At 65.2% G+C, this 22,309-nt stretch carries 21 protein-coding genes; 13 read left to right on the plus strand and 8 right to left on the minus strand.

Annotated features, from left to right (window positions below; all coding sequences use genetic code 11):
• Positions 1-170: 170 nt before the first annotated feature.
• From C0Z19_RS13125 to C0Z19_RS28475, 4 genes are all read right to left on the minus strand, one after another.
• Entirely contained in the window at positions 171-674 is a 504-nt protein-coding gene (locus tag C0Z19_RS13125; protein WP_102610258.1) for an acyl-CoA thioesterase, read from the minus strand.
• Positions 675-773: 99 nt separating this feature from the next.
• Positions 774-1,796, minus strand: a complete 1,023-nt coding sequence (locus C0Z19_RS13130) for a GlxA family transcriptional regulator (RefSeq protein WP_175083959.1) — start codon at positions 1,794-1,796, stop codon at positions 774-776.
• 45 nt (positions 1,797-1,841) lie between these two features.
• A complete protein-coding gene (locus C0Z19_RS13135) occupies positions 1,842-3,092 on the minus strand; it encodes an MFS transporter (RefSeq protein WP_102610260.1) in 1,251 nt (416 codons plus the stop codon).
• A gap of 166 nt (positions 3,093-3,258) precedes the next feature.
• Positions 3,259-3,399, minus strand: coding sequence for a hypothetical protein (locus C0Z19_RS28475; RefSeq protein ID WP_175083960.1), 141 nt, complete (start codon positions 3,397-3,399; stop codon positions 3,259-3,261).
• A 186-nt stretch (positions 3,400-3,585) separates the two neighbouring features.
• Here C0Z19_RS28475 and C0Z19_RS13145 point away from each other — a divergent pair, with 186 nt between their 5' ends.
• Together C0Z19_RS13145 and C0Z19_RS13150 are read left to right on the plus strand one after the other, a co-directional pair.
• Positions 3,586-4,308 (plus strand): ArsR/SmtB family transcription factor, encoded by a 723-nt coding sequence (locus tag C0Z19_RS13145; RefSeq protein ID WP_102610262.1) that lies wholly within the window; start codon positions 3,586-3,588, stop codon positions 4,306-4,308.
• A 135-nt stretch (positions 4,309-4,443) separates the two neighbouring features.
• On the plus strand, positions 4,444-6,969 hold the full coding sequence (locus C0Z19_RS13150) for a DUF6600 domain-containing protein (RefSeq protein WP_102610263.1): 2,526 nt from the start codon (positions 4,444-4,446) through the stop codon (positions 6,967-6,969).
• Positions 6,970-7,138: 169 nt separating this feature from the next.
• Here the strand turns inward: C0Z19_RS13150 and C0Z19_RS13155 are convergent, their stop codons facing one another.
• Together C0Z19_RS13155 and C0Z19_RS13160 are read right to left on the minus strand one after the other, a co-directional pair.
• Positions 7,139-8,110 (minus strand): thymidylate synthase, encoded by a 972-nt coding sequence (locus C0Z19_RS13155; RefSeq protein ID WP_102610264.1) that lies wholly within the window; start codon positions 8,108-8,110, stop codon positions 7,139-7,141.
• Positions 8,111-8,247: 137 nt separating this feature from the next.
• The gene (locus tag C0Z19_RS13160) at positions 8,248-9,615 is read right to left on the minus strand and encodes a sigma-54 dependent transcriptional regulator (protein WP_102610265.1); all 1,368 of its coding nucleotides are present in this window, start codon (positions 9,613-9,615) and stop codon (positions 8,248-8,250) included.
• 522 nt (positions 9,616-10,137) lie between these two features.
• Here C0Z19_RS13160 and C0Z19_RS13165 point away from each other — a divergent pair.
• The 9 genes from C0Z19_RS13165 to C0Z19_RS13205 all read left to right on the plus strand — a co-directional run bounded on the left by C0Z19_RS13165 (position 10,138) and on the right by C0Z19_RS13205 (position 18,718).
• Positions 10,138-10,524 (plus strand): hypothetical protein, encoded by a 387-nt coding sequence (locus tag C0Z19_RS13165; protein WP_146012051.1) that lies wholly within the window; start codon positions 10,138-10,140, stop codon positions 10,522-10,524.
• A 37-nt stretch (positions 10,525-10,561) separates the two neighbouring features.
• Positions 10,562-11,065, plus strand: coding sequence for a FapA family amyloid fibril periplasmic chaperone (locus tag C0Z19_RS13170; protein ID WP_102610267.1), 504 nt, complete (start codon positions 10,562-10,564; stop codon positions 11,063-11,065).
• On the plus strand, positions 11,062-11,691 hold the full coding sequence (locus tag C0Z19_RS13175) for a FapB/FapC family functional amyloid domain-containing protein (RefSeq protein ID WP_102610268.1): 630 nt from the start codon (positions 11,062-11,064) through the stop codon (positions 11,689-11,691). Before C0Z19_RS13170 ends, C0Z19_RS13175 begins: the two co-directional genes overlap by 4 nt.
• A 30-nt stretch (positions 11,692-11,721) precedes the next feature.
• A complete protein-coding gene (locus C0Z19_RS13180) occupies positions 11,722-13,125 on the plus strand; it encodes a FapB/FapC family functional amyloid domain-containing protein (protein WP_102610269.1) in 1,404 nt (467 codons plus the stop codon).
• A gap of 117 nt (positions 13,126-13,242) precedes the next feature.
• Entirely contained in the window at positions 13,243-13,953 is a 711-nt protein-coding gene (locus tag C0Z19_RS13185) for a C39 family peptidase (protein WP_102610270.1), read from the plus strand.
• Positions 13,954-13,959: 6 nt separating this feature from the next.
• Entirely contained in the window at positions 13,960-15,003 is a 1,044-nt protein-coding gene (locus C0Z19_RS13190) for a peptidase C39 (RefSeq protein WP_102610271.1), read from the plus strand.
• A 208-nt stretch (positions 15,004-15,211) separates the two neighbouring features.
• Positions 15,212-16,603 (plus strand): hypothetical protein, encoded by a 1,392-nt coding sequence (locus tag C0Z19_RS13195; RefSeq protein WP_102610272.1) that lies wholly within the window; start codon positions 15,212-15,214, stop codon positions 16,601-16,603.
• Between the two features lie 22 nt (positions 16,604-16,625).
• Positions 16,626-18,149, plus strand: coding sequence for a sigma-54 dependent transcriptional regulator (locus C0Z19_RS13200; RefSeq protein WP_233196122.1), 1,524 nt, complete (start codon positions 16,626-16,628; stop codon positions 18,147-18,149).
• A gap of 68 nt (positions 18,150-18,217) precedes the next feature.
• Entirely contained in the window at positions 18,218-18,718 is a 501-nt protein-coding gene (locus C0Z19_RS13205; protein ID WP_102610273.1) for a dihydrofolate reductase, read from the plus strand.
• Positions 18,719-18,850: 132 nt separating this feature from the next.
• On the opposite strand, the gene pmbA is transcribed toward C0Z19_RS13205, so the two are convergent.
• The gene (gene pmbA, locus C0Z19_RS13210; RefSeq protein ID WP_102610308.1) at positions 18,851-20,221 is read right to left on the minus strand and encodes a metalloprotease PmbA; all 1,371 of its coding nucleotides are present in this window, start codon (positions 20,219-20,221) and stop codon (positions 18,851-18,853) included.
• 142 nt (positions 20,222-20,363) lie between these two features.
• Here pmbA and yjgA point away from each other — a divergent pair, with 142 nt between their 5' ends.
• Together yjgA and mog are read left to right on the plus strand one after the other, a co-directional pair.
• Positions 20,364-20,972 (plus strand): ribosome biogenesis factor YjgA, encoded by a 609-nt coding sequence (gene yjgA / locus C0Z19_RS13215; protein WP_280528279.1) that lies wholly within the window; start codon positions 20,364-20,366, stop codon positions 20,970-20,972.
• Entirely contained in the window at positions 20,953-21,576 is a 624-nt protein-coding gene (gene mog / locus C0Z19_RS13220; RefSeq protein ID WP_102610275.1) for a molybdopterin adenylyltransferase, read from the plus strand. The genes yjgA and mog overlap by 20 nt, the downstream gene beginning before the upstream one ends.
• Before the next feature lie 72 nt (positions 21,577-21,648).
• Here mog and orn read toward each other — a convergent pair whose 3' ends face one another.
• Positions 21,649-22,257 carry an oligoribonuclease gene (gene orn / locus C0Z19_RS13225; protein ID WP_102610276.1) on the minus strand — a complete coding sequence of 203 codons (609 nt, stop codon included), beginning with the start codon at positions 22,255-22,257 and terminating at the stop codon, positions 21,649-21,651.
• Positions 22,258-22,309: the final 52 nt, after the last annotated feature.

Consider the following 22,309-nt stretch of genomic DNA (forward strand, 5'->3'; position numbering starts at 1 on the left):
GGCGGCGGGCGAGCGACGGCAGGCGTCCTTTGCGTGCGCTGCGCCCGTCCGGCGCTCGGCCGTCCTCTTATCCGCGCCGGGCGGTTACGTTAGTCCGATGCGGCCGGGTCATCGTCTCACGATGCAGCAGTCTGATTGAAGCCCGACGGCGTCACAACCGGGCACGAACCTCAAACGGTCCCCCGCACCATCTCCTCCGGCTTGAGCTCGACGATCGCATCGAGTGCCGCCTTCACATCCATCGCGTACTTCGCCACACGTTTTTGCTCTTCAGTCTGCGGCTCGAAGGAAGGAACGGGAATGGGCGTGCCGTTCTCGTCGACCGCAACGAACACGACGAGGCAGTCGGTCGTCAATCGCAGTTGACCGCTCTTCGGGTCACCGGCATGAACCGTCACGTGGATGTGCATGCTCGTGCGCCCCGTGGCGACGACGCGCGCCCGCAACTCGACGAGATTGCCGACGAGAATCGGCCGGCGAAAGCGAATGTTGCCGACGCTGACCGTGACGCAGTAGCGGCCCGACCAAACCGCCGCGCAGGCGTAGGCCGTTTCGTCGATCCACTTCATCAGCGCGCCGCCATGCACCTTGCCGCCGAAGTTGACCGAAGTGGGTTCGGCAAGAAGGCGGAAGGTGGTTTCCGAACGGTCCAAGGGGTGCGAGGGCGTGCTCATCGATGCTCCAGTAGCGCGCATGCGCGCGGCGAGGAAGATAAAGGAGCCGATTATACGGGCGTCAAATTGACGCGGCGCGCTCTGGTATCAGCGTTCGCATTACCCCGCACTCAACGACGCAAACCGCTCCCGATAGTTGAACGGCGGCACGCCGAACCGTCTGACGAATGCGCGGCGCAGATTCTGCTCGGTGCCGAACCCGCAATCGAGCGCGATCCGTTTCATCGGCCGACGCGATTGCGCAAGCGAGCGCGCGGCAGCCTCCAGCCGCAACGCCTCGACCGTCTTTGCAGGAGTGCGGCCCACCGCTTCGACATAGCGCCGCGCGAACGTGCGCGGCGACATGCGGGCGCGCTCGGCAAGCCGCTCGACCGTCAGATCGGCGTGCAGATTGGCCGCCATCCACGCATGCAGCGCGTCGAACTCGCCGCCGGCGACGTGCTGCGCATCGAGCGTGGCGCTGAACTGCGACTGCCCCCCGGGGCGCTTCATGAATACCACCAGCCGCCGCGCCGCCTGCATCGCCACCGTATGGCCGAAGTCCTCTTCGATCAACGCAAGGGCGAGGTCGATGCCGGCCGTCACACCGGCGGAAGTCCAGACGGCGCGACCATCGCGCACGTCGCGAATGAAGATCGGATCGGCATCGACCTGCACGGACGGAAAGCACCGTGCGAACTCTTCGGCGCTGCGCCAATGCGTCGTCGCGCGACGGCCTTTGAGCAAACCCGCAGCGCCAAGGTAGAAGGCGCCCACGCAAACAGAACAGACGCGCCGGATGCGGGGCGCCGAACGCGCCAGCCACGCGACGAGCTTTTCGTCGAGCACCATCTGGTCGGCCACGAACGTGCCGGCAACGATGACCGTATCGATCGGCTCGTCGTCCAATGCATCGAGTCGCTCGACGACGACGGGTAGCCCCACGTGCGTCGGGAGCGTGCCGCCTTCGATGGAAGCAACCCGCGTTCGATAGGCAACCGGGTCGTCGCCCGTGCTGCCGCGCGCGCTGCGCAGTTCGAGTTCCGCTCGCCAAAACGCCTCGAGCGGACCGCACGCGTCGAGCAGTACGAGGTGCGGCGCCACGGCAAATACGATCTGACGAACGGCAGAGGGTGGAGACACGGGCGCAACCAATGGGCTCTCCTTGATGAACGGGATGGAATGGGATCACGCGCTGGCCGCGGCCGGCTCACGCGTGCGCGCACGCGACCAGGCATAGGCGAGCGTTGCGCAAGCTGCGAGCGCCAGCGCCGGAAAAATCGAAGCATTGACGACGCTCCAGCCGAAACGCGCCAGCAATTGGCCTGCGCTCAGCGAGGCCAGCGCCGTACAGGCGAACGTCGTGAATTCGCTCGTCGCCTGCGTCTTTGCGCGCTCGCTGGGACGATAGGACTGCGCGAGCAACGTCGTCCCGCCGACGAACATGAAGTTCCAACCGACGCCCAGGCAGGCGAGCGCCGCATAGAAGTGCGGCAGATCGGTCGCCGACAGCGCAATCGCACCGCAGGCAGCGGACAGCGCGATACCTGCGCCGATGAGGCGCAGCACGCCGAAGCGGGCAATCAGGCGCGCGGCGAAGAGCGAGGGCGCATACATGCCGACAAGATGCCATTCGATGATGCCCGCACCCTCCCCGATCGTGTGGCCGCACGCCACCGCAGCGATCGGCGCAGCCGTCATCACGAACATCATGACCATGTAGCCGATCGCGTTATTGGCCAACGCGGCGAGGAAGATCGGCTGAGTCACGATTCGGACGAGCGGGCGCGGATGCGAATCGTCCGCCTTGGTCGGCGCGTTCGCGGCGGGAATCGGCGGCGCATCGCGATAGGCGAACAGCAAAAGCGCGCACGAGCCGAGCCCGAGCACTGTGACGAGCGCGTACGAGCCGGCGAACGTGACAGGCGCGAGCCAATCGCGGCTCCAGGACGCCAGTGCAGGTCCAAGCACGGCGGCGATGACGCCGCCGGTCAGCACGGTCGAAATCGCCCGGCCTTTCGACGGGGCGTCGACGGCATCGGCCGCCGCAAGGCGGTAGTACTGAGCGAATGCTTGAAAGACGCCGACCGTCGCCGTCCCGCAGCAGAAGATCCAAAAACTATGAGCGAAGATCGCGTGAACGGAAATCGCCCCACCGGCCGCGCCGATCGCGGCCCCCAGCGCGAAACCGACGCGACGGCCGATGCGCGCCATCAGGAACGACGCGAAAATCGTCGTCAACGCCGCAGCCACGGTGATGAGCGAGAACGGCAGCGTCGCGAACGCCTTGTCGTCGGCCAGCATATAGCCGACGAGGCCGGTCAGCGTAAGGTCGATCGAGACGGAAGACGTGTAAAGCGCCTGGCACAGCGCCAGTACTCGGGCGTTGCGGCGGCCGGCGCGTTCGCTGGCAGGCTCGGCGGACAGGAAAGCAGGCATCGATGACCCTTGCGTGAGTGAAGAAGACAGTCGCTATCCTCACCCGGGCAGAGATGGCAGAAACGACAATGACGCATCAATTTCTGCCATTCATCCCCGGCGCCTTTCAGCGGAGCCGGAGCCGGAGCCGGAGCCGGAGCCGGAGCCGCTGGACCGTTCGCCTTCGTTACTTGCGGAAGGTGATGCCCTCGTCGAGGGTGCCGTACATCGTGATGCCGTTGCCGTCGGTGCGCGGCGTCGGCGTGCCACGCTGCGCGCAACCCACGCATAACCATGCGACCAGGGCGGCCGCTATCCATGCTTTCATTCGAACCCTCGCTGCCGAATCGCGTACTTCGACAGTGTAGCGCGCAGCCCGCGCAGCATCGTTGACTCCGAGCGGCTCGTTGCCGCCCGTGCGTCGCCCGAATTCGACATTTTGCATAACGCTGAAACGTCGAATGCAACGAGCGATTACAGTAGGCGCATTACCGCTTTCGACGCTGAGGAACCCATGGCCGCCTTCCCTTCCGACGCTCAACGCGAGGTCGCGCACTTTCCCGGGCTATCGCGCATCGGCGCGCTGCTCGCCGACCCTGGTCGCGCGGCCATGCTCTGGTCGCTGATGGACGGCAGCGCCCGACCCGCCGGCGAACTGACGATGATCGCGGGGCTCTCGCCGTCGGCGGCGAGCGGGCATCTCTCCAAACTCGCCGAAGGCGGCCTGCTGACGCTCGAAGTTCGCGGCCGCCACCGCTATTACCGAATCGCCTCCTCGGAGATCGCCGCCGCGATTGAAGCGCTCGCCCATCTCGCGCAAGCCAGCGCCCCCGCGCGCGCGGCGCCCATGGCCGCGCGCACCGTTCCGGTCGAGATGCGCTATGCGCGCACCTGCTATGACCATATGGCCGGCGAACTTGCCGTCCGCGTATTCGATCATCTCGTTTCCCGTGGGTGGCTCGTCGAAAAAGGCGGCGACGTCGAGGCGACCGAGACCGGTGCCGCCATGTTGGCGCAATGGGGTATCGATGTCCGCGCCCAGCGGGCACGCAAGCGTCGATTCGCTTGTACGTGCCTCGACTGGAGCGAGCGGCGCGCTCACCTCGCCGGCGCGCTCGGCGCGGCGCTGTTGGACAACTGGCGGCAGCACCGTTGGGTCGAAGCGGCCGAACGGCCCCGGGTGCTGCGGATCACGCCGGTTGGCCGAGAGCGCTTCGAGGCGCTGCTTTCCGCGTAACGCCAAGGCCCGGAACGGTCATTTTTGGTTACAGGGCGGAACGCAACGCTACAAAACGGAGCGCATTGATACATGCGCTCGCGCTACAGTGCTGTCACGGACCGTTCAGGATCCGGCACCAAAACGAGATGCCCTATGTCCACCGCCGTTCTCATTACCCGCGCGACATCCCGGCGCGTGGCCGGCCTCGCCGCGCTCGCGCTGGCTCCGCTGGTCTTCGCGGCGCACGCCGCCTTCGCGCAATCGGCCCCTTATCCGGCCCCCTCGCCGGCTGCGCAATCGGCCGACCCGCCAGGACGCGTCGCGCGCCTGAACTATATGGCGGGCGCGGTGACGATGGAGCCGGCTGGCGCGAGCGATTGGTCGTATGCGTCGGTCAACCGTCCGTTGACGACCGGCGACCAGCTTTGGAACGATGCGAACGCGCGCTCGGAACTGCACATCGGATCGACGGCTGTTCGGCTGGGTTCTTCGACCAGCCTCGATGTCATGAACCTCGACGACACGAACGCCCAGTTGAAGGTGGCACAAGGCACGCTGTCGACGCGCGTGCGCTCGATGCCGGGCGGCTCGTCGTATGAGATCGATACGCCCAACGTTGCACTCGCCGTGACCCGCCCCGGAGATTATCGTGTCGATGTCGCGCCGGACGGCAGCACGACCACGGTCACGGTGCGCAGCGGCGCCCTCACCGCCTACGGCGATAACGGCCAAGTGCCCGTCGAAGCCGGTCAGCAGATCACGTTTGCGGGCACCGACCTGCAGGAAGCCTCCGTCGCGCAAGCGCCAGCGCCCGATCCGTTCGACGCGTGGGCTGCCAATCGAGACGCCGCCGAGGATCGATCCGTCTCGGCGCGCTATGTCTCGCGCGACATCCCGGGCTACGAAGACCTCGATGCGAACGGCCGTTGGAGCGACGATCCGCAGTACGGCGCCGTCTGGATTCCGAACCAGGAGCCGGTCGGTTGGGCGCCCTACCACGATGGACATTGGGCGTGGGTCGCGCCTTGGGGCTGGACCTGGGTCGACGATGCGCCATGGGGCTTCGCCCCGTACCACTACGGACGCTGGGCTTACGTGCGCTCGTCGTGGTGCTGGGTGCCGGGACCGCTCGTCGAGAGCGCACCGCCCGTGTATGCGCCGGCGCTCGTCGCTTTCGTCGGCGGCGGAGGCGGTGGGGGTGGCTGGAGCGTCAGCCTGGCGATCGGCGGCGCAGCCACGCCGGGGCTCGCCTGGTTCCCGCTCGGCCCCGGCGAGGCCTGGCATCCGGGATGGGGCGGTTGGAGCCCGCGCTACTACGAGCGCGTGAATCAGACGGTGATCGTGAACAATAACGTCAACATCACCAACATCCATAACACCTACATCAACTATCACGCACCCGGCGCAGTCACGGCCGTGCCCGCCACGGCATTCGTGCAAGGCAAGCCGGTCGCCCACTTCGCGCAACACGTCGATCCGCGGCAGTGGGGCAACGTCCGGATCAATCCGGGCGCGGCAGGTGTCGCGCCCGTGCGCCAAAGCTTCGCATCGGGCTTGCGGCAGGCAAACTACCGTCCGCCGCGGACGGTGGTCGCGCGCCCGGTCGTCGCCACGCGTGCGCCGGCCATGCCGGCCGCCTATCACGACGGCTTGGCCGCGCACCTGGCACAGGCGGGCGGTCGCGTACCGGGGGCCGGTGCGCCGGTGACTCGGCCCGCTGCGCCGTTCGCGGGCCGGGACCAGCTCGCGCACGGCGCCACCGTGGCGCCGGTCGCCGCAGCCCATAACGTGCGCGTCGTCGATACCCATTCACCCGTCGTCACACCAATGCACGGCCCCGCTGCTCCGGCAAACGGCGGCCAGCATCTCGCCGCACCGGCCCAAGCCTCGGCTCAGCCCCGCGCGGAAGCGGGACGAGGACCGGGCGCCGGACAGCCGATACAACATGGCCCCGGTGTCGACCAGCCGCAACGTGCGCCGCACGTGCAGGCCGCAATGGAGCGTGCGCAGCCGAATCACGGCGTGCCCCGTCCGCCAGCGGCAGCGGCAGCGGCCGGCGCTGCACCGGAGCACGGCGGGCAGACCGGCACGAGACCGGCGCCGGCTTGGACCCAGCCTCACGCGCCGGTTACCCAGCAACATATGCAGCCGAACGAGCCGCGAGCGGTCGCGGGCCAGGTCAGCCCGGGAGCGGAACGCGGTCAGGCGATCCAACATGGCGAGCCGCAGACCATGCCGCAGTCTCAATTGCAGCGATCGCAGCAGCGGGAGCCGAGACCACAGATGCACGAACCATCCGCGCCCCGCCCGGAGCCGCGTCCACAGCCGCAACCGCAGCCTCGCTTCGAGCAGCCGCGTGCGCAACCGCAGCCGCAGTCTCACTTCGAACAACCGCGTCCGCAACCGCAACCGCAACCACAGCCGCAGCCTCACTTCGAACAACCGCGCCCGCAACCGCAGCCGCAGCCTCACTTCGAACAACCGCGCCCGCAACCACAGCCGCAGCCCCACTTCGAACAGCCGCGTCCGCAGCCGCAACCGCAGCCTCACTTCGAACAACCGCGCCCGCAGCCGCAACCGCAACCGCGGCCCGAGCCGGCCCCTCAGCAGCGCCCTCAGCACGAGCAGCAGCACGCTGCCGCGCCAGCGCTGCCTGGCAAGCAGCACCATCGAGGGTGATTGCGTAAGGTTAAAAATAACGAAGCCCGCGGTCCGCAACGCCGCGACGCGCAGGGGCAGGACGCTGGTCCAACCCGGCGCGCCGCGTGCGCGGCACGCGGGCTTTGCTGCAACTGTGGGCTAAGGCGCTCGCCGATAGAAGCGGCCGACTAAACGAGACTAACCGGGACTAAACGGCCATGGGCGCTGTCAACGGCTCATGATGCCGGTACCCGATCAGCGAAAAATCGGCCGGCTCCACAAGTTCGAGCCACTGGGGCGCGTACACGCCCGTGTCCGCATAGGCCGGCACGCGATCGGCGATCGCCAGCCGCGGGCTTTCGTACGGTTCGCGTTCGAGCTGCCGCTGGAGCATGTCCAGTTGATTTTCGTAGATGTGCGCATCGCCGATGAAGTAGGTGAACCAACGCGGCGTGTAACCAGTCAGCCGGCCGACGAGCGACAGCAACGCGGCGCCTTCGACGAGATTGAAGGGCGTGCCGAGTCCCACGTCATTGCTGCGAATGTAAAGACACAGCGAGATCTCGCGCCGCGCAGCGTTCGGCAAGAACTGATAGAGCAGATGGCAGGCTGGCAGCGCAATCTGATCGAGCAGCGCGGGATTCCAGCCGTGGAACAAAATGCGGCGGTCGCCCGGGTTGCTCATGATGGTGTCGAGGCACTGGCGCAATTGATCGATCGCCTTGTACAACAGCACCTTTTGAACGCCCTCTTCCTCGAACTGCGTGACGATCCGGTAGCCCCGTTCTGCAGCGTCCGCCAGGCGTGCACCGGCCGACGCCTCGATGACTTTGTAGCCCGGCCACTTGCGCCACTGCACGCCGTAGACGTCGCCGAGATCGTCCGTACCTTCGCGGTAGGGATTGGCGAGCCACGCGCTGTTCTCGTTTGCGTTCGCGTCCCACACCTTGCATCCGAGCGCGCGAAAGTCAGCCGCGCTGCGCGACGCGCGCAGGAAGCCGATCATCTCGCCGATCGCGGACTTGAACGCGAGCTTTTTCGTGGTGACGGCGGGGAAACCTTCTTGCAAGTCGAAGCGCATCATCGCGCCCGGCATGGAGATCGTGCGGATGCCAGTGCGGTTTTCCTGCCAGCTTCCCGTGTCGAGAATAGTGCGGACGAGGTCGAGATATTGTTTCATGCGCGGGGATGTCCTTCGGCTCGATGCGCGCGGGCCGTCGCTCGATGACCGCGCAAACCTCGATTTTATCAAGCGCGGGGATTTTCGTTCGAACGGCACTTCGGCGGCGCTGTCGGCCTGCGGCGCAATCGCCCGCCTCAACCCGCCATGTGGCGGGCGCCGACGCCTGCTTCGGCTTCGTGATGGCGCATGCCATGCGCGCAGAGCAGGCGATAGAGGGTCACCCGCGAAACGCCGAGTTCCTGCGCCGCGTCGCCCAGGCGCCCCCGGTGGCGCAACAACGCCAATTCGATCGCGTGGCGCTCAGCCGCCTCCCGCGCCTGCGCGAGCGAGACGGGTGCGATCTCGACGTACTCGGCCAGTTCCAGATCGTGCGCAGTGATGAACCGCCCTTCCGACATCACGATTGCGCGACGGATCCGGTTGATCAGTTCTCGCACGTTGCCGGGCCATGCGTAGTTGTAGAGCGCTGCGACGGCGTCGGCCGAAAAACCGCGCCGCCGCCGTGCGCCGTCCTTGCGAAAACGCTCGACCATGTGACGCGCCAGCAGTTCGATGTCCTTGCCACGTGCGCGCAATGGCGGCTCGTCGATCTGCAGCACGCAGAGCCGATGGTAAAGGTCCGCCCGAAAACTACCTTCCTGCATCGCGCGCTGCATATCGACGTGAGTCGCCGAAATCACGCGGACGTCGACGTCGATCGACTCCTGACCGCCGAGCCGCTCGATTTGCCCCTCCTGCAAAAACCGCAACAGACTCGCCTGGCTTTCGAGCGGCAGGTCGCCGATTTCATCGAGAAACAGTGTCCCGCCGTGAGCGGCCTCGATACGGCCGATCTTGCGGTGGCTCGCTCCCGTGAACGCACCCCGCTCGTAGCCGAACAACTCCGACTGCAGCAGGTGCGGCGGAATCGCACCGCAATTGATCGCGACGAACGGTTGCGCGCGGCGTGCCGAGCGTTCGTGAATGGCGACGGCGGTCAGCTCTTTTCCCGTTCCCGATTCGCCCGACACGAAAACGGGAGCATCGGTACACGCCACCTTGCGAATCGCACGAAACAACGCGCGCATGGCGTCGCACGAGCCCACCATTTCACCCTCGCCCGGATCGCTTTCATCGGACGCGGCGAGCACGACCATCCCGTAGGCGTGCCCGACCGAATCGACGATGCGAGGCGCCTCATACGGCATCGTGACGTAGTCGTAGCAGTAGTCGCGCACGAGCCTGCGCAAGGCGCTCTCTTGCAACTGACCTGGCGACGTGGCCGCGACCCAACCGACGTTTCCCAGCGTGAGGCACGGCTCGAGGGCCGCGATTTCTTGAGAATCGAATCGACTCGACAAGTCGAGCAAACCGCCGATGGCCGCATCGCTGCGCAACGCCCGGCGCGCATCGCGCGCACTCGCCGCTACCTCGACTTCCCAGCCGCGCGCGTTGAATTGCGCGCTCAATTGCGAATTTACGTCGCGGGTGACGTAAATCAATTGCCGACTTGCGGGTTCCATTGTTCAGACCTCTTATTCATGAACATGAAGCAAGACGTCATACGCGGCATTGCGCCCACGCATGCTAATCCGGTTCTCCCAATGGCGCGAGAGCCCCGCCGCAGTCCATTGCCCAACCCCAAAGTCAACGCAACCGCAAATGCATTATTAATAACAATTGCCGTCTGTTCGGCCATTTTATCAACGTGAAACTGTTCTACAGCTTACTATACGACCCGTTCAGCGGGCAGTCTGATTCGCCGGAAAAATTGAAACAAGGCGAGGACAGCGAGATAACACGCGGGTCTTCATCCATTCCGCAGTCCTCACTGAATCACGCGCGCGTGGCGGTTTTGCGACATCGCATTTGTCGCAAAACATTCGCCGACGATCCGATTCCGGCGCCCCGTTTCAACGCTGAAACGGTTTTTGGCGTTCGAGCCATGATGGCCGACGTTCGTTCGACAAGAACCCAATCCCCACGCCATTTTCACGGCGATGGCATGGCTTTCGCGTTATGTGCCCGCACAACGGAGAGACGCCATGCCACTCGTTCAGCTCATTTCCTTCCGCCCCTGCGCCGTCATCGCCGCGATCGCCATCGCGTTTGCGGCAGCCGCAGCGTCAGGTGACGTGCGAGCCGAAGCGCTCGATGCGCAGGCGCAGGAACAAACGCAGACGTCGGACATCAGCGCCACCACGAATGACGAAGCGAGCGCGCACGACGCCGTGGCACTGAACGATCAGGTGTTGGCCAATCAGCGCGGCACAGGGCTCGGACTCATGACGGTGGCGGCGTCGGCTCAAACGCTTGCGGGCGCATCGTCGGTCACGCTGTGGGATGAAATCGCGCCGCCTGCGCCCATGCCCGTTCCCGTCGATGCGGCCCGCCTCGCCCAAAGCAACTCGGTCAGCTATTTCCGCAAATAACGCAACGCAGTTCAGGCCCTTCGCCGGAGAACGACTCATGTCCTTCAACGCTCTCGCCGCCATGCATCGCTTCGCGCTGTCGGCGCTCGTCCCGGGCCTCGCGACCACGTTCGCGGCGATCGCCGCACCGGGCGCGCTCGCACAGAGCAGCGGCAACCCGGGCGACATCATCGTGGAGCGTCAGGTCATGCCGCGAGATGCATTCCATGCCGTTCCGCGCGACGAGAACCCGGTGGCCGTGCGGGCGACGACGTTCCCCGCGCCTGCGTTCGACGCCACGGTAGGCACGCTCGTATCGGACGCGGACCTCACGCAGGCGCACGGCTCGCAAGGCGTCGAGCGTAACGGCGTGGGCGGTCTGGCAAGTCTGCAAGCGCTGACGAAAATTCTGGGCGGCTCCGCGACCGGCAGCAACGTCGCGATGGGCCCCGGGGGCATCGCACAGTCGACGACAGGGATCGGCGGCACGATCACGACCTCGGTTACCGGTGCGCTCGCTCCGCTGACCACCGGGATCGCCGGCCTGGGAGGACTCAAATGAACAGGATCCTGCAGCGGCATCGGACGACAGTGGCCGTGGCGATCGCGGCCTGTTGCACCGCGCTCGCCGCCCCGTCGATGGCTTCGGCCCAAACGGCGCCCGTGGTCACCGGCCAAACGACGATTGCGACCGACGCGCTCGCTGGCGCCAAGGGCGTCGTGACCGTCAACGAAGCGGCGGGTCTCAACAACGCCCAGAGCAATCAAGCGGCGATCCTGCTCGCGCCGAATGGCATTGCCGATACGGGCGTCGCGCAAAGTGCCCAGGCGAGCGCTCGCGTGCCGAGCGCGCAGGCGAGCATCGAGAGCGGGGCCTTATCGAACGTGTCCGGCGTAGTGATGCTGAATCAAGCGGCGGGCGCGGCCAATCTCCAACGCAACAGCGTCGTGCTCGGCGCTGCGGCGACAGGAGTGGAGAGCGTCGCGGACAGCGTTCTGTCCGCGGCGGCTCCCCAGCAGGGACGTGTGGATGTATCGGCGATGGCTCAGGGCGAGCGCGCGGTGCGCATCGGCAACGATGTGCTCAAGAACGCAAGCGGCATCGCGCAAATCAACCAGACGGCCGGCGCCGGTAATGCAACGGCGAACAGTTTCGTGCTCCGTCCCCCGGCGGGCACTTTTTTCTAACGCAGTACCTTTTCTCATCGGAGCGTCACCATGAAGCGCACCCTCATCGCCGCGGCAGTCCTGGCAGCCGCATCGGGCACCACATTCGCCCAGAGCAATAGCAAGGATCCGTACATCTTCAACGCGACGAGCGTCACGGAGAACCTCGGCATCAACGGCTTCGTGCGGCTGTTCGGCTGCGTGACCGTATCGAGCACGGTCGGCGCTGTCGTCAACAACAGCCAGGCCGTGAGGGCGAACGCTACGCTGGATCCGACAGCCCAAAGCTACAAGATGGGCGCAGTCACGACGACGTTCAACAACAACTACCGCTCAGTGATGGGCAGCGGCTATTCCAAGGGTTCCAGCACCAGCAGCGAATCGGCCTCGGCGGGGTTTGCGCAGGCGTTCCAGGAATCGTCGGCGTATGCGTACACGAATCAGAGCAGCGCCACCTCGGGCGGCGGCTATCAGTACAGCAACCAGCGCTCAAGCAGCTCGAGCAGCGAATCGCACAACTCGCAGGACGCCAGCGCCACGTTGACCGCCAACGGCTCCGCGAGCCTGAACTACAGCTACTCGCATCACCATCACCACGGCTCCGGTTCGGGTAGCGCAAGCGTGAGCGGCAATATCAGCGCCAATGGGTTCGAGGCGACCGCCGCCGACAAGTATTCGTCGCAAAGTCAGAAGAGCGCCAACCAGGGTTCGGGACAGGGCTCCGTATGGCAGTACCACGCGGATCAGGGCTCGGGCAGCCAGGCGTTCGCCGAACAATCTTCGGGCGGCGTGGCCTGGAGCAAGACGCATAGCAAGACCCATGATGCTTCCTGGTCGTTCGGCGAATCGGTCGATTCGACGAACGTGACGGTGACGGGTTCGGTGACCGACTACACCAACACGCAAAAGCCTGGCGATCTGACGGCCACGACGGGCGCGGGCGCCGGCAACGGCTCCGCGGGCAACATCGGCATCAACGTGGCGGAAGGCGTCGACAACGCCCAAAGCAACGATGCCTCGCTGGCCTCGGTCGATACGGGCAATGTGTTCGGCAACGCACAGATCTTCAGCTCGCAATCGTCGGGCGGCACGGCGACGGTCAACAACTTCATGCTCAACGCTTCGCTCGGCGATGGCTCGCTCAGCAACGTATCGGGCAATTTGGGCGTGAACATCGCTGCGGGTGTGGCCAACGTGCAGAACAACAGCCTCGCGGCGTCGACGACGAACCTGAAAGACGGTGCGGCGCCGCTCGCTGTCGCCATGGTCGCCACCGACGACAACAGTCAATCGGCGTCGCTCTCGTTCCAAGGCTCGATCAGCGGCACCGCGATGATCGGCGCCGGCGCGCTGCAAAACTCCACGGGCAACATCGGCGTGAACATCGCCGGTGGTGCGGGGAACCTGCAGCACAACGGCCTCGCCATCGCTGCGACGAATATCACGGGCCATTGAGCGTCGTCTTCGACGGCTGGCCGGTCGCTCACGGCCAGTTCGTCGTCGATAAGAGCGCTCGCGCATACCGGCCGGCCGCAAGCCTCAACCGGTATGCGCTCTACGAGGAGAAGCAGCATGTCACGACATGCCCGCTTCGCGGTATGGCGACCATTGGCCGCGCTCGTTTGCGCCGCGATATGTGCGCCAAGCAACGCGCAGTCGACCATCGATACGTCTAACCTTGCTGGCGTGCCATTGACCAAAACGGTGCGCTCGATGCGGGACATTCGATACAGCCATATCGTGGGCCAACGCTACGACTACAGTTGTGGCTCGGCCGCGCTTGCGACGCTGCTCAAGTACGGCTACGGCATCGACATCGCCGAGCCCGAATTGATTCGCCGCATGATGGCTTTCTCGACCCCGGAGGTTGTGGTCAAGAACGGCTTTTCGATGCTCGACATGAAGCACTTCGTCGAAACGATCGGCCTGCGCGGCCGGGGTTTTCGCGTCAGCCTCGACGCGCTCTATCACCTCAGAATTCCCGTGCTCGTGCTGATGAATATCGGCGGCTACGAGCACTTCGTCATCGTCAAGCATGCGCAGGACGGGCGGATCTTCATCGCCGATCCCGCGCTCGGCAATCGCATTGTGCTGGACCAAGACTTCGTCGCGAGCTGGAACGGGCTCGTGTTCGCGGTCCTCGGCAAGCCATTCAGGGAGGACTCCCCTCTATTGCAGGACAACGTGTCGCTCGCGTTGCAACTGCGCGAGCGAGCGCTCGCTGCAAGCACAAGCGCGACACCCTTCGTCGATTACGGATTGTCCAGGGCAGACTGGTTCTGAACCCCAATGAGACACCTACACCTAGCACCACTTCCCCTCGCACTTGCCCTTGCCTTCGGCGCGCTCGCGAGCAGCGCATACGCCGCCGGACGGCCCGCGGCTGCGCCCGAATTTCTGTCGGCTTCGAGCGGCCTGCAATGGCAGGCCGTCGACGACGACGTGCTGTCGCATCAAACCGGCAAAGGCGCGGGCGGCACGATGGTGTCCGGGCTCGTGCTCGAACTCCTTTCCCAATGGCAAATGCCGAACGGGGGCTCCGCACGCGCGCAAGGCACGCTCACCGTTTCAACCAATGCCAATAACGCCCTGTCAGCGCAAGTCTCGACGTCGGCACAAGCCAGTGACGGCGGCGGGCACGGTAACGGCAATACTGCGACCGCCAGCACTGCCCAGGTTGGAAACAACGTTGCCGCCGGCACCTCGACAGTTGCAGCCGGCACCGGTGCGAATCCGCAAGCAACGGCAAGCGGCGGGCAAAACGTCTCCGTCAATGGCGTTTCGCAAATCACGCAGGTCGCGGGCAACGGCAACATCGGCGCCAACTCGACGGTCATCGACTTCAACGGTTCGGGTACCGCGAATACGTCGAGCGCATCGAACGTGTCGAACGTGCCGAACACATCTGGCGCACCGACCGGATCAACGCTCGCGAGCACGGCGTCTCCAAGCGGGGCGCCCGCTTCCGGGGCCGCTTTGAACACCCACTCCAACGCGACCGCGGGCACGAGTGCGACCGTAACCGCCAGCACGAACAGCCCCACCGCCACGGCAACGAGCGCGTCGGGCAACGTCAGGGCCGGCATCAGCTTCGCGGGCGGCGGCGTGGCGGTCATGGTGCAAACGCCAGCCGGCGTCGCAACGCAAACGATCGTTCCGGCGGGCATACAAAACGGCGGCTCGATCTCGCAGTTGCTGCAAATCGCGGGCAACGGCCAGGCAGTCGTCAATCAGCTGAAGCTCAGCATCCAGACTCAGCCGATGTCGGCCGCGCTATTGCGACAGTTGGGGGTGCTGCAGGCATTGCAGAACTCGGCCGTGCTCAGACGCTGACGGGCACGACCGGAGGCCGGTGCCGTCGCACGGTATCGCCATACGAAGAGGGACCAAGAGGGACCACGACGCAAGCAGAAGATCGACTAATACGCAGGCGTGAAGCGCTTGAGAGACGAACCACGCATCACGCCGACGCAAGACCGGGGGGATCACAATGTCCAAGTTGTCAACGAGGCCTGCGCGTGGCGCGCAGTACGCCCGACGCATGAAACTTGCCGCGATACCGGCGGCGTTGCTCGCCATCGGGTTGCCGCAGTGCGCATCAGCGCAAGCGCTACCAGCGCAATCGGTCGAGGACCGGCTCACGACACTGATGCGCGTCGTCGATGAGCAGCAGCATCAGATTCAATCGCTCGAAGCACAAGTCACGCGCCTGGAAATGGCTCAGCGAGGCCGCGGGTTGGCAGGCGCAGCCTCTGGCGACGCGACCACCGTCGCACCGCCCGGTGCAGACGGCTTGCCGGTGCCACTGCCGCCATTGGCGCAAGTGAGCCCCGGTTCATCGGGCCCGACGAGCGGCGCCTCGACGGCCACCGGCGTTCCGACCACGTCCGCACTGCCCGAATCCGCCGGCGCGGCTCCCGGGACCGGAACGCAAGGCGGCCCGATCGGCACGACGCAAAAGGCTGCGCAACCCGTCCGCACGGAAGCGGAAAACGCGGTGGTGCAACGCGAGCACGCCCCGTTGTTCGATCGCAAGCTCACTCTGGATTGGGGCATCAGCGATACCTACTACGATCGTCGCCAGCTTCAACTGTCGGGATTCCTGGCGCTTGACGCGATCTTTCTCGGCAACATCAATCTGGGCCAGACGAAGTCGCATCAATTGATGGCCGATGTCGATGCACGCTATGGCCTGACCGATCGCATCAGCTTCGACGTGGACGTTCCCTACGTCTACCGCCACAGCAACTTCATCGTCGGCGGAGCAGGCGGCGCGGCGGGAGCGCTCTCGGACGCCTCGGGCAGCTCGAGCGCAATCGGCGACGTCAATTTCGGCCTCTACTACCAGCTCTTCAAGGAAAGCGGCGACTTGCCCGATGTCGTCGCCAGCCTGCGCGTGAAAGCGCCCACGGGCACCTCGCCGTTCGGCATCAAGCTCGTGCAGGTCGATCCGAACAATACGAGCCTCGTCGCCCCGACCAAGTTGCCGACCGGAACCGGATTCTGGAACGTCACGGCCGGTCTGTCCGTGCTGAAAACCTACGACCCGGTCGTGTTGTTCGGCAGCCTGTCGTACACCTACAACCTCGCCCGCTCGTTCGCGGATGTCTCTTCGGTCGAGGGCCAGACCTCGCCTGCGAAGGTCAAGCTCGGCGACGTCATCCAATGGGGGGCGGGCGTGGCCCTCGCCTTCTCCGAAAAAGATTCGGCCAGTGTCTCCTACACGATGGCGATCGAACCGGAGAGCGAGACGCAGGCGCCCGGCCAAGGATGGCAAAAGGTACCCGGCAGCGAGACGGTCGCCGCCGCTGTGAATTTCGGTTTGAACCATGTGGTGAACAAGCACCTGACGATCAACGGATCGGTGTCGATCGGGCTCACGCCCGACGCACCCAACTTCGTCGTTGGCGTGCGGTTCCCGTACACCTTCTGATGCTTGACCATACGGGGGCATCGTGCGTGATACATCTCATCTGACATCCGTCGGGCCGCTCTCGGCCCACGGACCCACCTTGTCGCTTGCAAGCGGCAAACGAAGTCGCGAACGCAGCGAGTGCGAGCCCGAGACCGACACGCGCATGCTCGTCTACTTGTCGCGCTCGCCCGACGACACGCTCGTCGAACATCTGACAGGATGCGGCTGGCACGTCTCGATCGCGCGCACGAGCGCCGAATGCGCGCGCGTCATTCGGCCAGACGTTCCCTATGCGGGTATCGTCGATTTGTCGCGCTATACCGCGCGAGAGCTCGGCATGCTCGAAACGGGCCTGCGACAACCGCTCGTCGGATGGGTTGCGCTGGCGAGCGCTGACCGGCTCGACGAACCCGATGTGCGCCGCCTGATACGCAGCTATTGTTTCGACTATGTGAAGCTGCCGGCCAGCCCGCCGAGTGTCGACTATCTTCTCGGCCATGCATTCGGCATGGTCTCGTTGACCGATCTCGATCTCGCCACGGGCGTAGCGAGTGCCGGCGACGACGAAATGGTCGGCACGTGCGAAGCCATGCAGCAGCTGTTTCGCACGATCCGCAAGATCGCGAACACCGACGCCGCCGTGTTCATCGCCGGCGAATCGGGCACGGGCAAGGAACTCACGGCCGTCGCCATTCACGAGCGCTCACCGCGCCGCAAGGAACCGTTCGTCGCGATCAACTGCGGCGCCATCCCGCATCACCTGCTGCAATCGGAGTTGTTCGGATACGAACGTGGCGCGTTCACGGGCGCCAATCAACGCAAAATCGGCCGCGTCGAAGCGGCCAACGGCGGGACCTTGTTCCTCGATGAAATCGGGGATCTGCCCTTGGAAAGCCAGGCGAGCCTGCTGCGCTTCCTGCAAGAGGGCAAAATCGAGCGGCTCGGTGGACGCGAATCGGTGTCGGTCAATGTCCGTGTGATCTCGGCCACGCACGTCGATCTCGAAGGCGCGATGCGTGACGGGCGCTTTCGGGCGGACCTGTTTCACCGCCTGTGCGTGCTGCGCATCGACGAGCCGCCGCTGCGCGCGCGCGGCAAGGACATCGAGATCCTGGCGCATCACGTCCTGCACAAGTTCAAGACGGACAGCGCGCGCAAGATTCGCGGCTTCGCGCCGTCGGCTATCGAGGCAATGCATAAGTACGGCTGGCCCGGCAACGTGCGCGAGCTGATCAACCGCGTACGACGTGCAATCGTGATGGCCGAGGGCAAGCTCATCAACGCCGAAGATCTCGATCTCGCGCAGTTCACCGACCAGGAGACGATGACACTCGCGCAAGCGCGCGAAGCGGCGGAAAAGCGTGCGATCGAAGCAGCGCTGTTGCGACATCGGCACCGGCTCAACGAAGCGGCGATCGACCTGGGGATTTCGCGCGTGACGCTTTATCGATTGATGGGCTCGCACGGGCTGAGAGACCCGGCGGCATCCGAGGAGAAGCTGAACGAAACCGACGATGCGGGCGCCGCCCCGGCATCTCGCGAGGGCAAGACGGCAACGGAGTGAGTCGTCGCGTAGAATCGCGGTTCCTAGCGGCCGCATGACCGCATCTGCGCACGCCACCTCTTCGGAACATGACGACACTGACGATCCTCGTCGCCCGCGCCCGCAACGGCGTGATCGGCCGCGACAATCAATTGCCCTGGCACCTGCCAGAAGACCTCGCTTTCTTCAAGCGGACCACGATGGGCGCGCCGATCGTCATGGGCCGCAAGACGCACGAATCGATCGGCCGTCCGCTGCCGGGGCGGCGCAACATCGTCGTCACGCGCGATGCCCAACGTCGCTTCGAAGGCTGCGAGATGGCGACGAGCATCGCCGACGCGCTGGCGCTGGCGGGCAAAGACGGGGCGCCCGAAGCGTTTCTGATCGGCGGCACGCAGCTTTACGCGGAAGGCATCGGCTTTGCCGATAAGCTCGTGATCACGGAAATCGATGCCGACGTGGAAGGCGACGCGACCTTTCCGGCCCCCGACCCGGCTCAATGGGAAGCCGTTTCGCGCGAGGCGCACCATGCGGAAGCTTTCGATTACGCGCGCGTCGTTTATCGGCGTATCGGCGGCTCGAAGCGCTGAAGTCACTCACCATGGCGGCAGGCGAGCCAACGCCGGTTCCTGGTGGCTATCAGGCACTGCCGGACGCGCTGGCGGCGCCCGTCATCCGATGGCGGAACGCCGGCTTCGCCGCCGCCCCGCCGGGCTTTCGCCTTACTGCCCTGCGATCGTCATCCGTTCGATCAGGACCGAACCCGTCTGTTTCGTCCCGCGCACGATCGAATCGGCGCCGATCGCGACGATATGCCGGAACATTTCCTGCAAGGTGCCGGCCACCGTGATCTCTTCGACGGGATACTGGATCTCGCCGTTTTCGACCCAAAAACCCGACGCCCCACGCGAATAATCGCCCGTCACGTAGTTGACACCCTGCCCCATCAGTTCGGTCAGGAGCAGCCCCGTGCCGAGCTTCTTGAGCATCGCCTTGAAGTCGTCTTCGGGCCGCGCTTCGCTGCTCGTGAGCGTAAGGTTGTGCGAGCCGCCCGCGTTGCCGGTGGTTTTCATGCCGAGCTTGCGCGCCGAATACGTCGACAGGAAGTAGCCCTCGACGACACCGTCCTTCACCACCGAGCGCTGCTTCGTGCGCACGCCTTCTTCGTCGAACGGCGCGCTCCCCATTGCCCGCGGCACGTGCGGATCTTCGACGATCTGCACGTGCGGTGCGAACACGCTCTTGCCGAGACTGTCGACCAGGAACGACGTCTTGCGATACAGCGCGCCGCCGCTCGTGGCTTGCACGAACGCGCCGAGCAATCCGGCCGCGAGCGGCGCTTCGAACAGCACCGGCACCTTGCGCGTATCGAGCCGGCGCGCGCCGAGCCGGGCGAGCGCCCGTTCGGCCGCGTACCGGCCGATCGACTCGGGCTGCGCGAGCGAAAGTGCATCGCGTTTGGACGAATACCAATCGTCGCGCTGCATGTTGCGGCCGCTGCCGGCGATCGGCGCGCAGGCGACGTAATGCCGCGAGTACGGGTAACCCGCCAGAAAGCCGCGCGTCGTGGCGAGCACGAACTGCGAGTGCTGAGCCGAGACGCTCGCGCCTTCGGAATTGCGGATTCGAGGATCCGTGGCGAATGCCGCGTCCTCGGCGCGCCGTGCGATTTCGACGGCCTCGTCGGCCGACAAGTGCCACGGGTGATAAAGATCGAGGTCCCGCGGGGCCGTCTCGAGCAGTTCGGCTTCGGCGAGTCCGGCGCAATCGTCTTCCGCCGTGAAGCGCGCAATGTTGTAAGCCGCGGCGACGGTATCGCGCAGGGCCTCCTTCGAAAAATCGGAAGTGCTCGCATTACCGCGCTTGGCGCCGATGAAGACGGTCACGCCGACCATCTTGTCTCGATTGTGCTCGATCGTCTCGACTTCGCCGCGCCGCACGGATACCGACAGACCGTCGCCCTCCGAGATTTCGGTGGCCGCGTCGGTGGCTCCCAGCGACTTCGCATGCTTAAGAATGTCGGACGCAATCTCCTTCAATTCGTCTTGCGTATGCGGGAAGAAGCGTTGTGTGGTTTCAGTGTCCGCTGCCATCGTCATTGCCGTCCGGTGTAGAACTATCAGTTGAGTACGGCTCGGGCCGCCGGCCGACGTGCCTCGCGGTGCATGCCCGATCGTTTGCATCCCGCGATCATAGCAAGGCTTGCGAAGATGGTCGCGCGCTACAATGCTGCCCATGACACGCAAAACCCGTATTCAACCGATCGAGCACGAAGATTCGGCCGATCAGGATCTGGGCGACGAACGCCCCAGCAAATCGCAATTGAAGCGCGAAATGCATGCGCTGCAAGCCTTGGGCGTCGATCTGGTCGAGCTGCCGAAGGATGCGCTCAAACGCATGCCGATGCCGGAAGACCTGGCGGACGCCGTGCGCGCGGCGCGCCGCATCACCGATCACGAAGGCAAACGCCGGCAAATCCAATATGTCGGGCGCGTCATGCGTTCGCTGACGGAACCGGAAGTCGCGGCGCTGAGGACGGCGCTCGACGCGTACCGCGGCGTGAACAAGGCCGAGACGGCCCGTCTCCACTGGGTCGAGCACACGCGCGAGCAATTGATCGCCCACGACGACGCGTTCACGGCATTCTTGCGTGCGCACCCGGGCGCCGACGCCCAGGAGGGCCGCACGCTGATCCGCAATGCACGCAAGGAAGCGCAGCAAGGCAAGCCGCCGCGCTATTTCCGCGAACTGTTCCAGTGGATCAAGAACGCCGGCGGCGGCGCAGCCGAAGGCGCCGACAGTGACGATTCGACGGAAGACGACGATGACTCGACCGAAGCGTAACCACCCCGACGAAATCGTCATCGGGCTCGTCTCGATCAGCGATCGCGCATCGAGCGGCGTCTATGAGGATAAGGGCCTGCCCGCACTGCAAGCGTGGCTGGGTTCGGCGTTGATTTCGCCGTGGCGCGTCGAAAAACGGCTCATCGCCGACAAACAGGCGCTGATTTCGGCCACGCTGATCGAACTCGTCGACACGATCGGATGCGATCTGGTTCTGACGACAGGTGGCACGGGGCCGTCGCGGCGCGACGTCACGCCCGAGGCGACGCTTGCGGTGGCAACCAGGGAAATGCCGGGTTTCGGCGAGCAAATGCGTCAAATCAGCCTGAATTTCGTGCCGACGGCGATTCTCTCCCGCCAGGTCGCCGTCATTCGCCAAACGGCCGATCATGCGGCGCTGATCATCAACCTGCCCGGCCAGCCGAAGTCGATTCAGGAGACGCTCGAAGGGCTGCGCGACGAAACGGGCGCGGTCAAGGCGCCGGGCATCTTCGCGGCGGTGCCGTATTGCATCGACCTGATCGGCGGGCCATACGTCACCACGAACGAGCAGGTGGTGCCGGCGTTCCGGCCGAAACAGGCACGGCGCGCGCCGTCGGCCTGATCCGCCGCTCGCCCCGGCTGGCCAACGCGAGCCGCGGGCGGCCATTGCCGGCGAACGCGGGGGGAATGCGCTTCAGTTGCCTTCGACCGGCGCCACGCTCGGCGCGACGAGGAAATGTTGGCGGTAGTACTTGAGTTCGTCGATCGACTCGTGGATATCGGCAAGCGCCGTATGCATGGCGCGCTTCTGGAAGCCCTTGTAGACGGCGGGCTGCCAGCGACGGCACAGTTCCTTGAGCGTGCTCACATCGAGGTTGCGGTAATGAAAGAAGCGCTCGAGGTCCGGCATCCAGCGCGCCATAAAGCGGCGGTCCTGGCAAATCGAGTTGCCGCACATCGGTGATTTTCCGGGTGGCACATAATTGCCGAGAAACGCGCGGATCTGCTCGGTGGCCTGCACTTCGTCGACGGTGGAGGCGCGCACGCGATCGATAAGTCCCGAGCGGCCGTGCGTGTTCTTGTTCCAATCGTCCATTTTGTCGAGCGTCTCGTCGCTCTGGTGGATGGCGAGCACGGGGCCCTCCACCAGTTTGTCGAGCGTCGAATTCGTCACCACGACGGCGATTTCGATGATGCGGTCGGTATCGGGCTCGAGTCCCGTCATCTCCATATCGAGCCAGATGAGGTTCATCTCGCTGCGCACGAGCGTCGGCTCGCCGACGGGTTCGAGTGGGTCAGTCATGAAGGCAATCCGTTGGTTGATGCAAAGAGAAACAAAATAGCGCTGCGCGGCC

This window comes from Trinickia soli, assembly GCF_002879855.1.
GTDB classification, from domain to species: domain Bacteria; phylum Pseudomonadota; class Gammaproteobacteria; order Burkholderiales; family Burkholderiaceae; genus Trinickia; species Trinickia soli.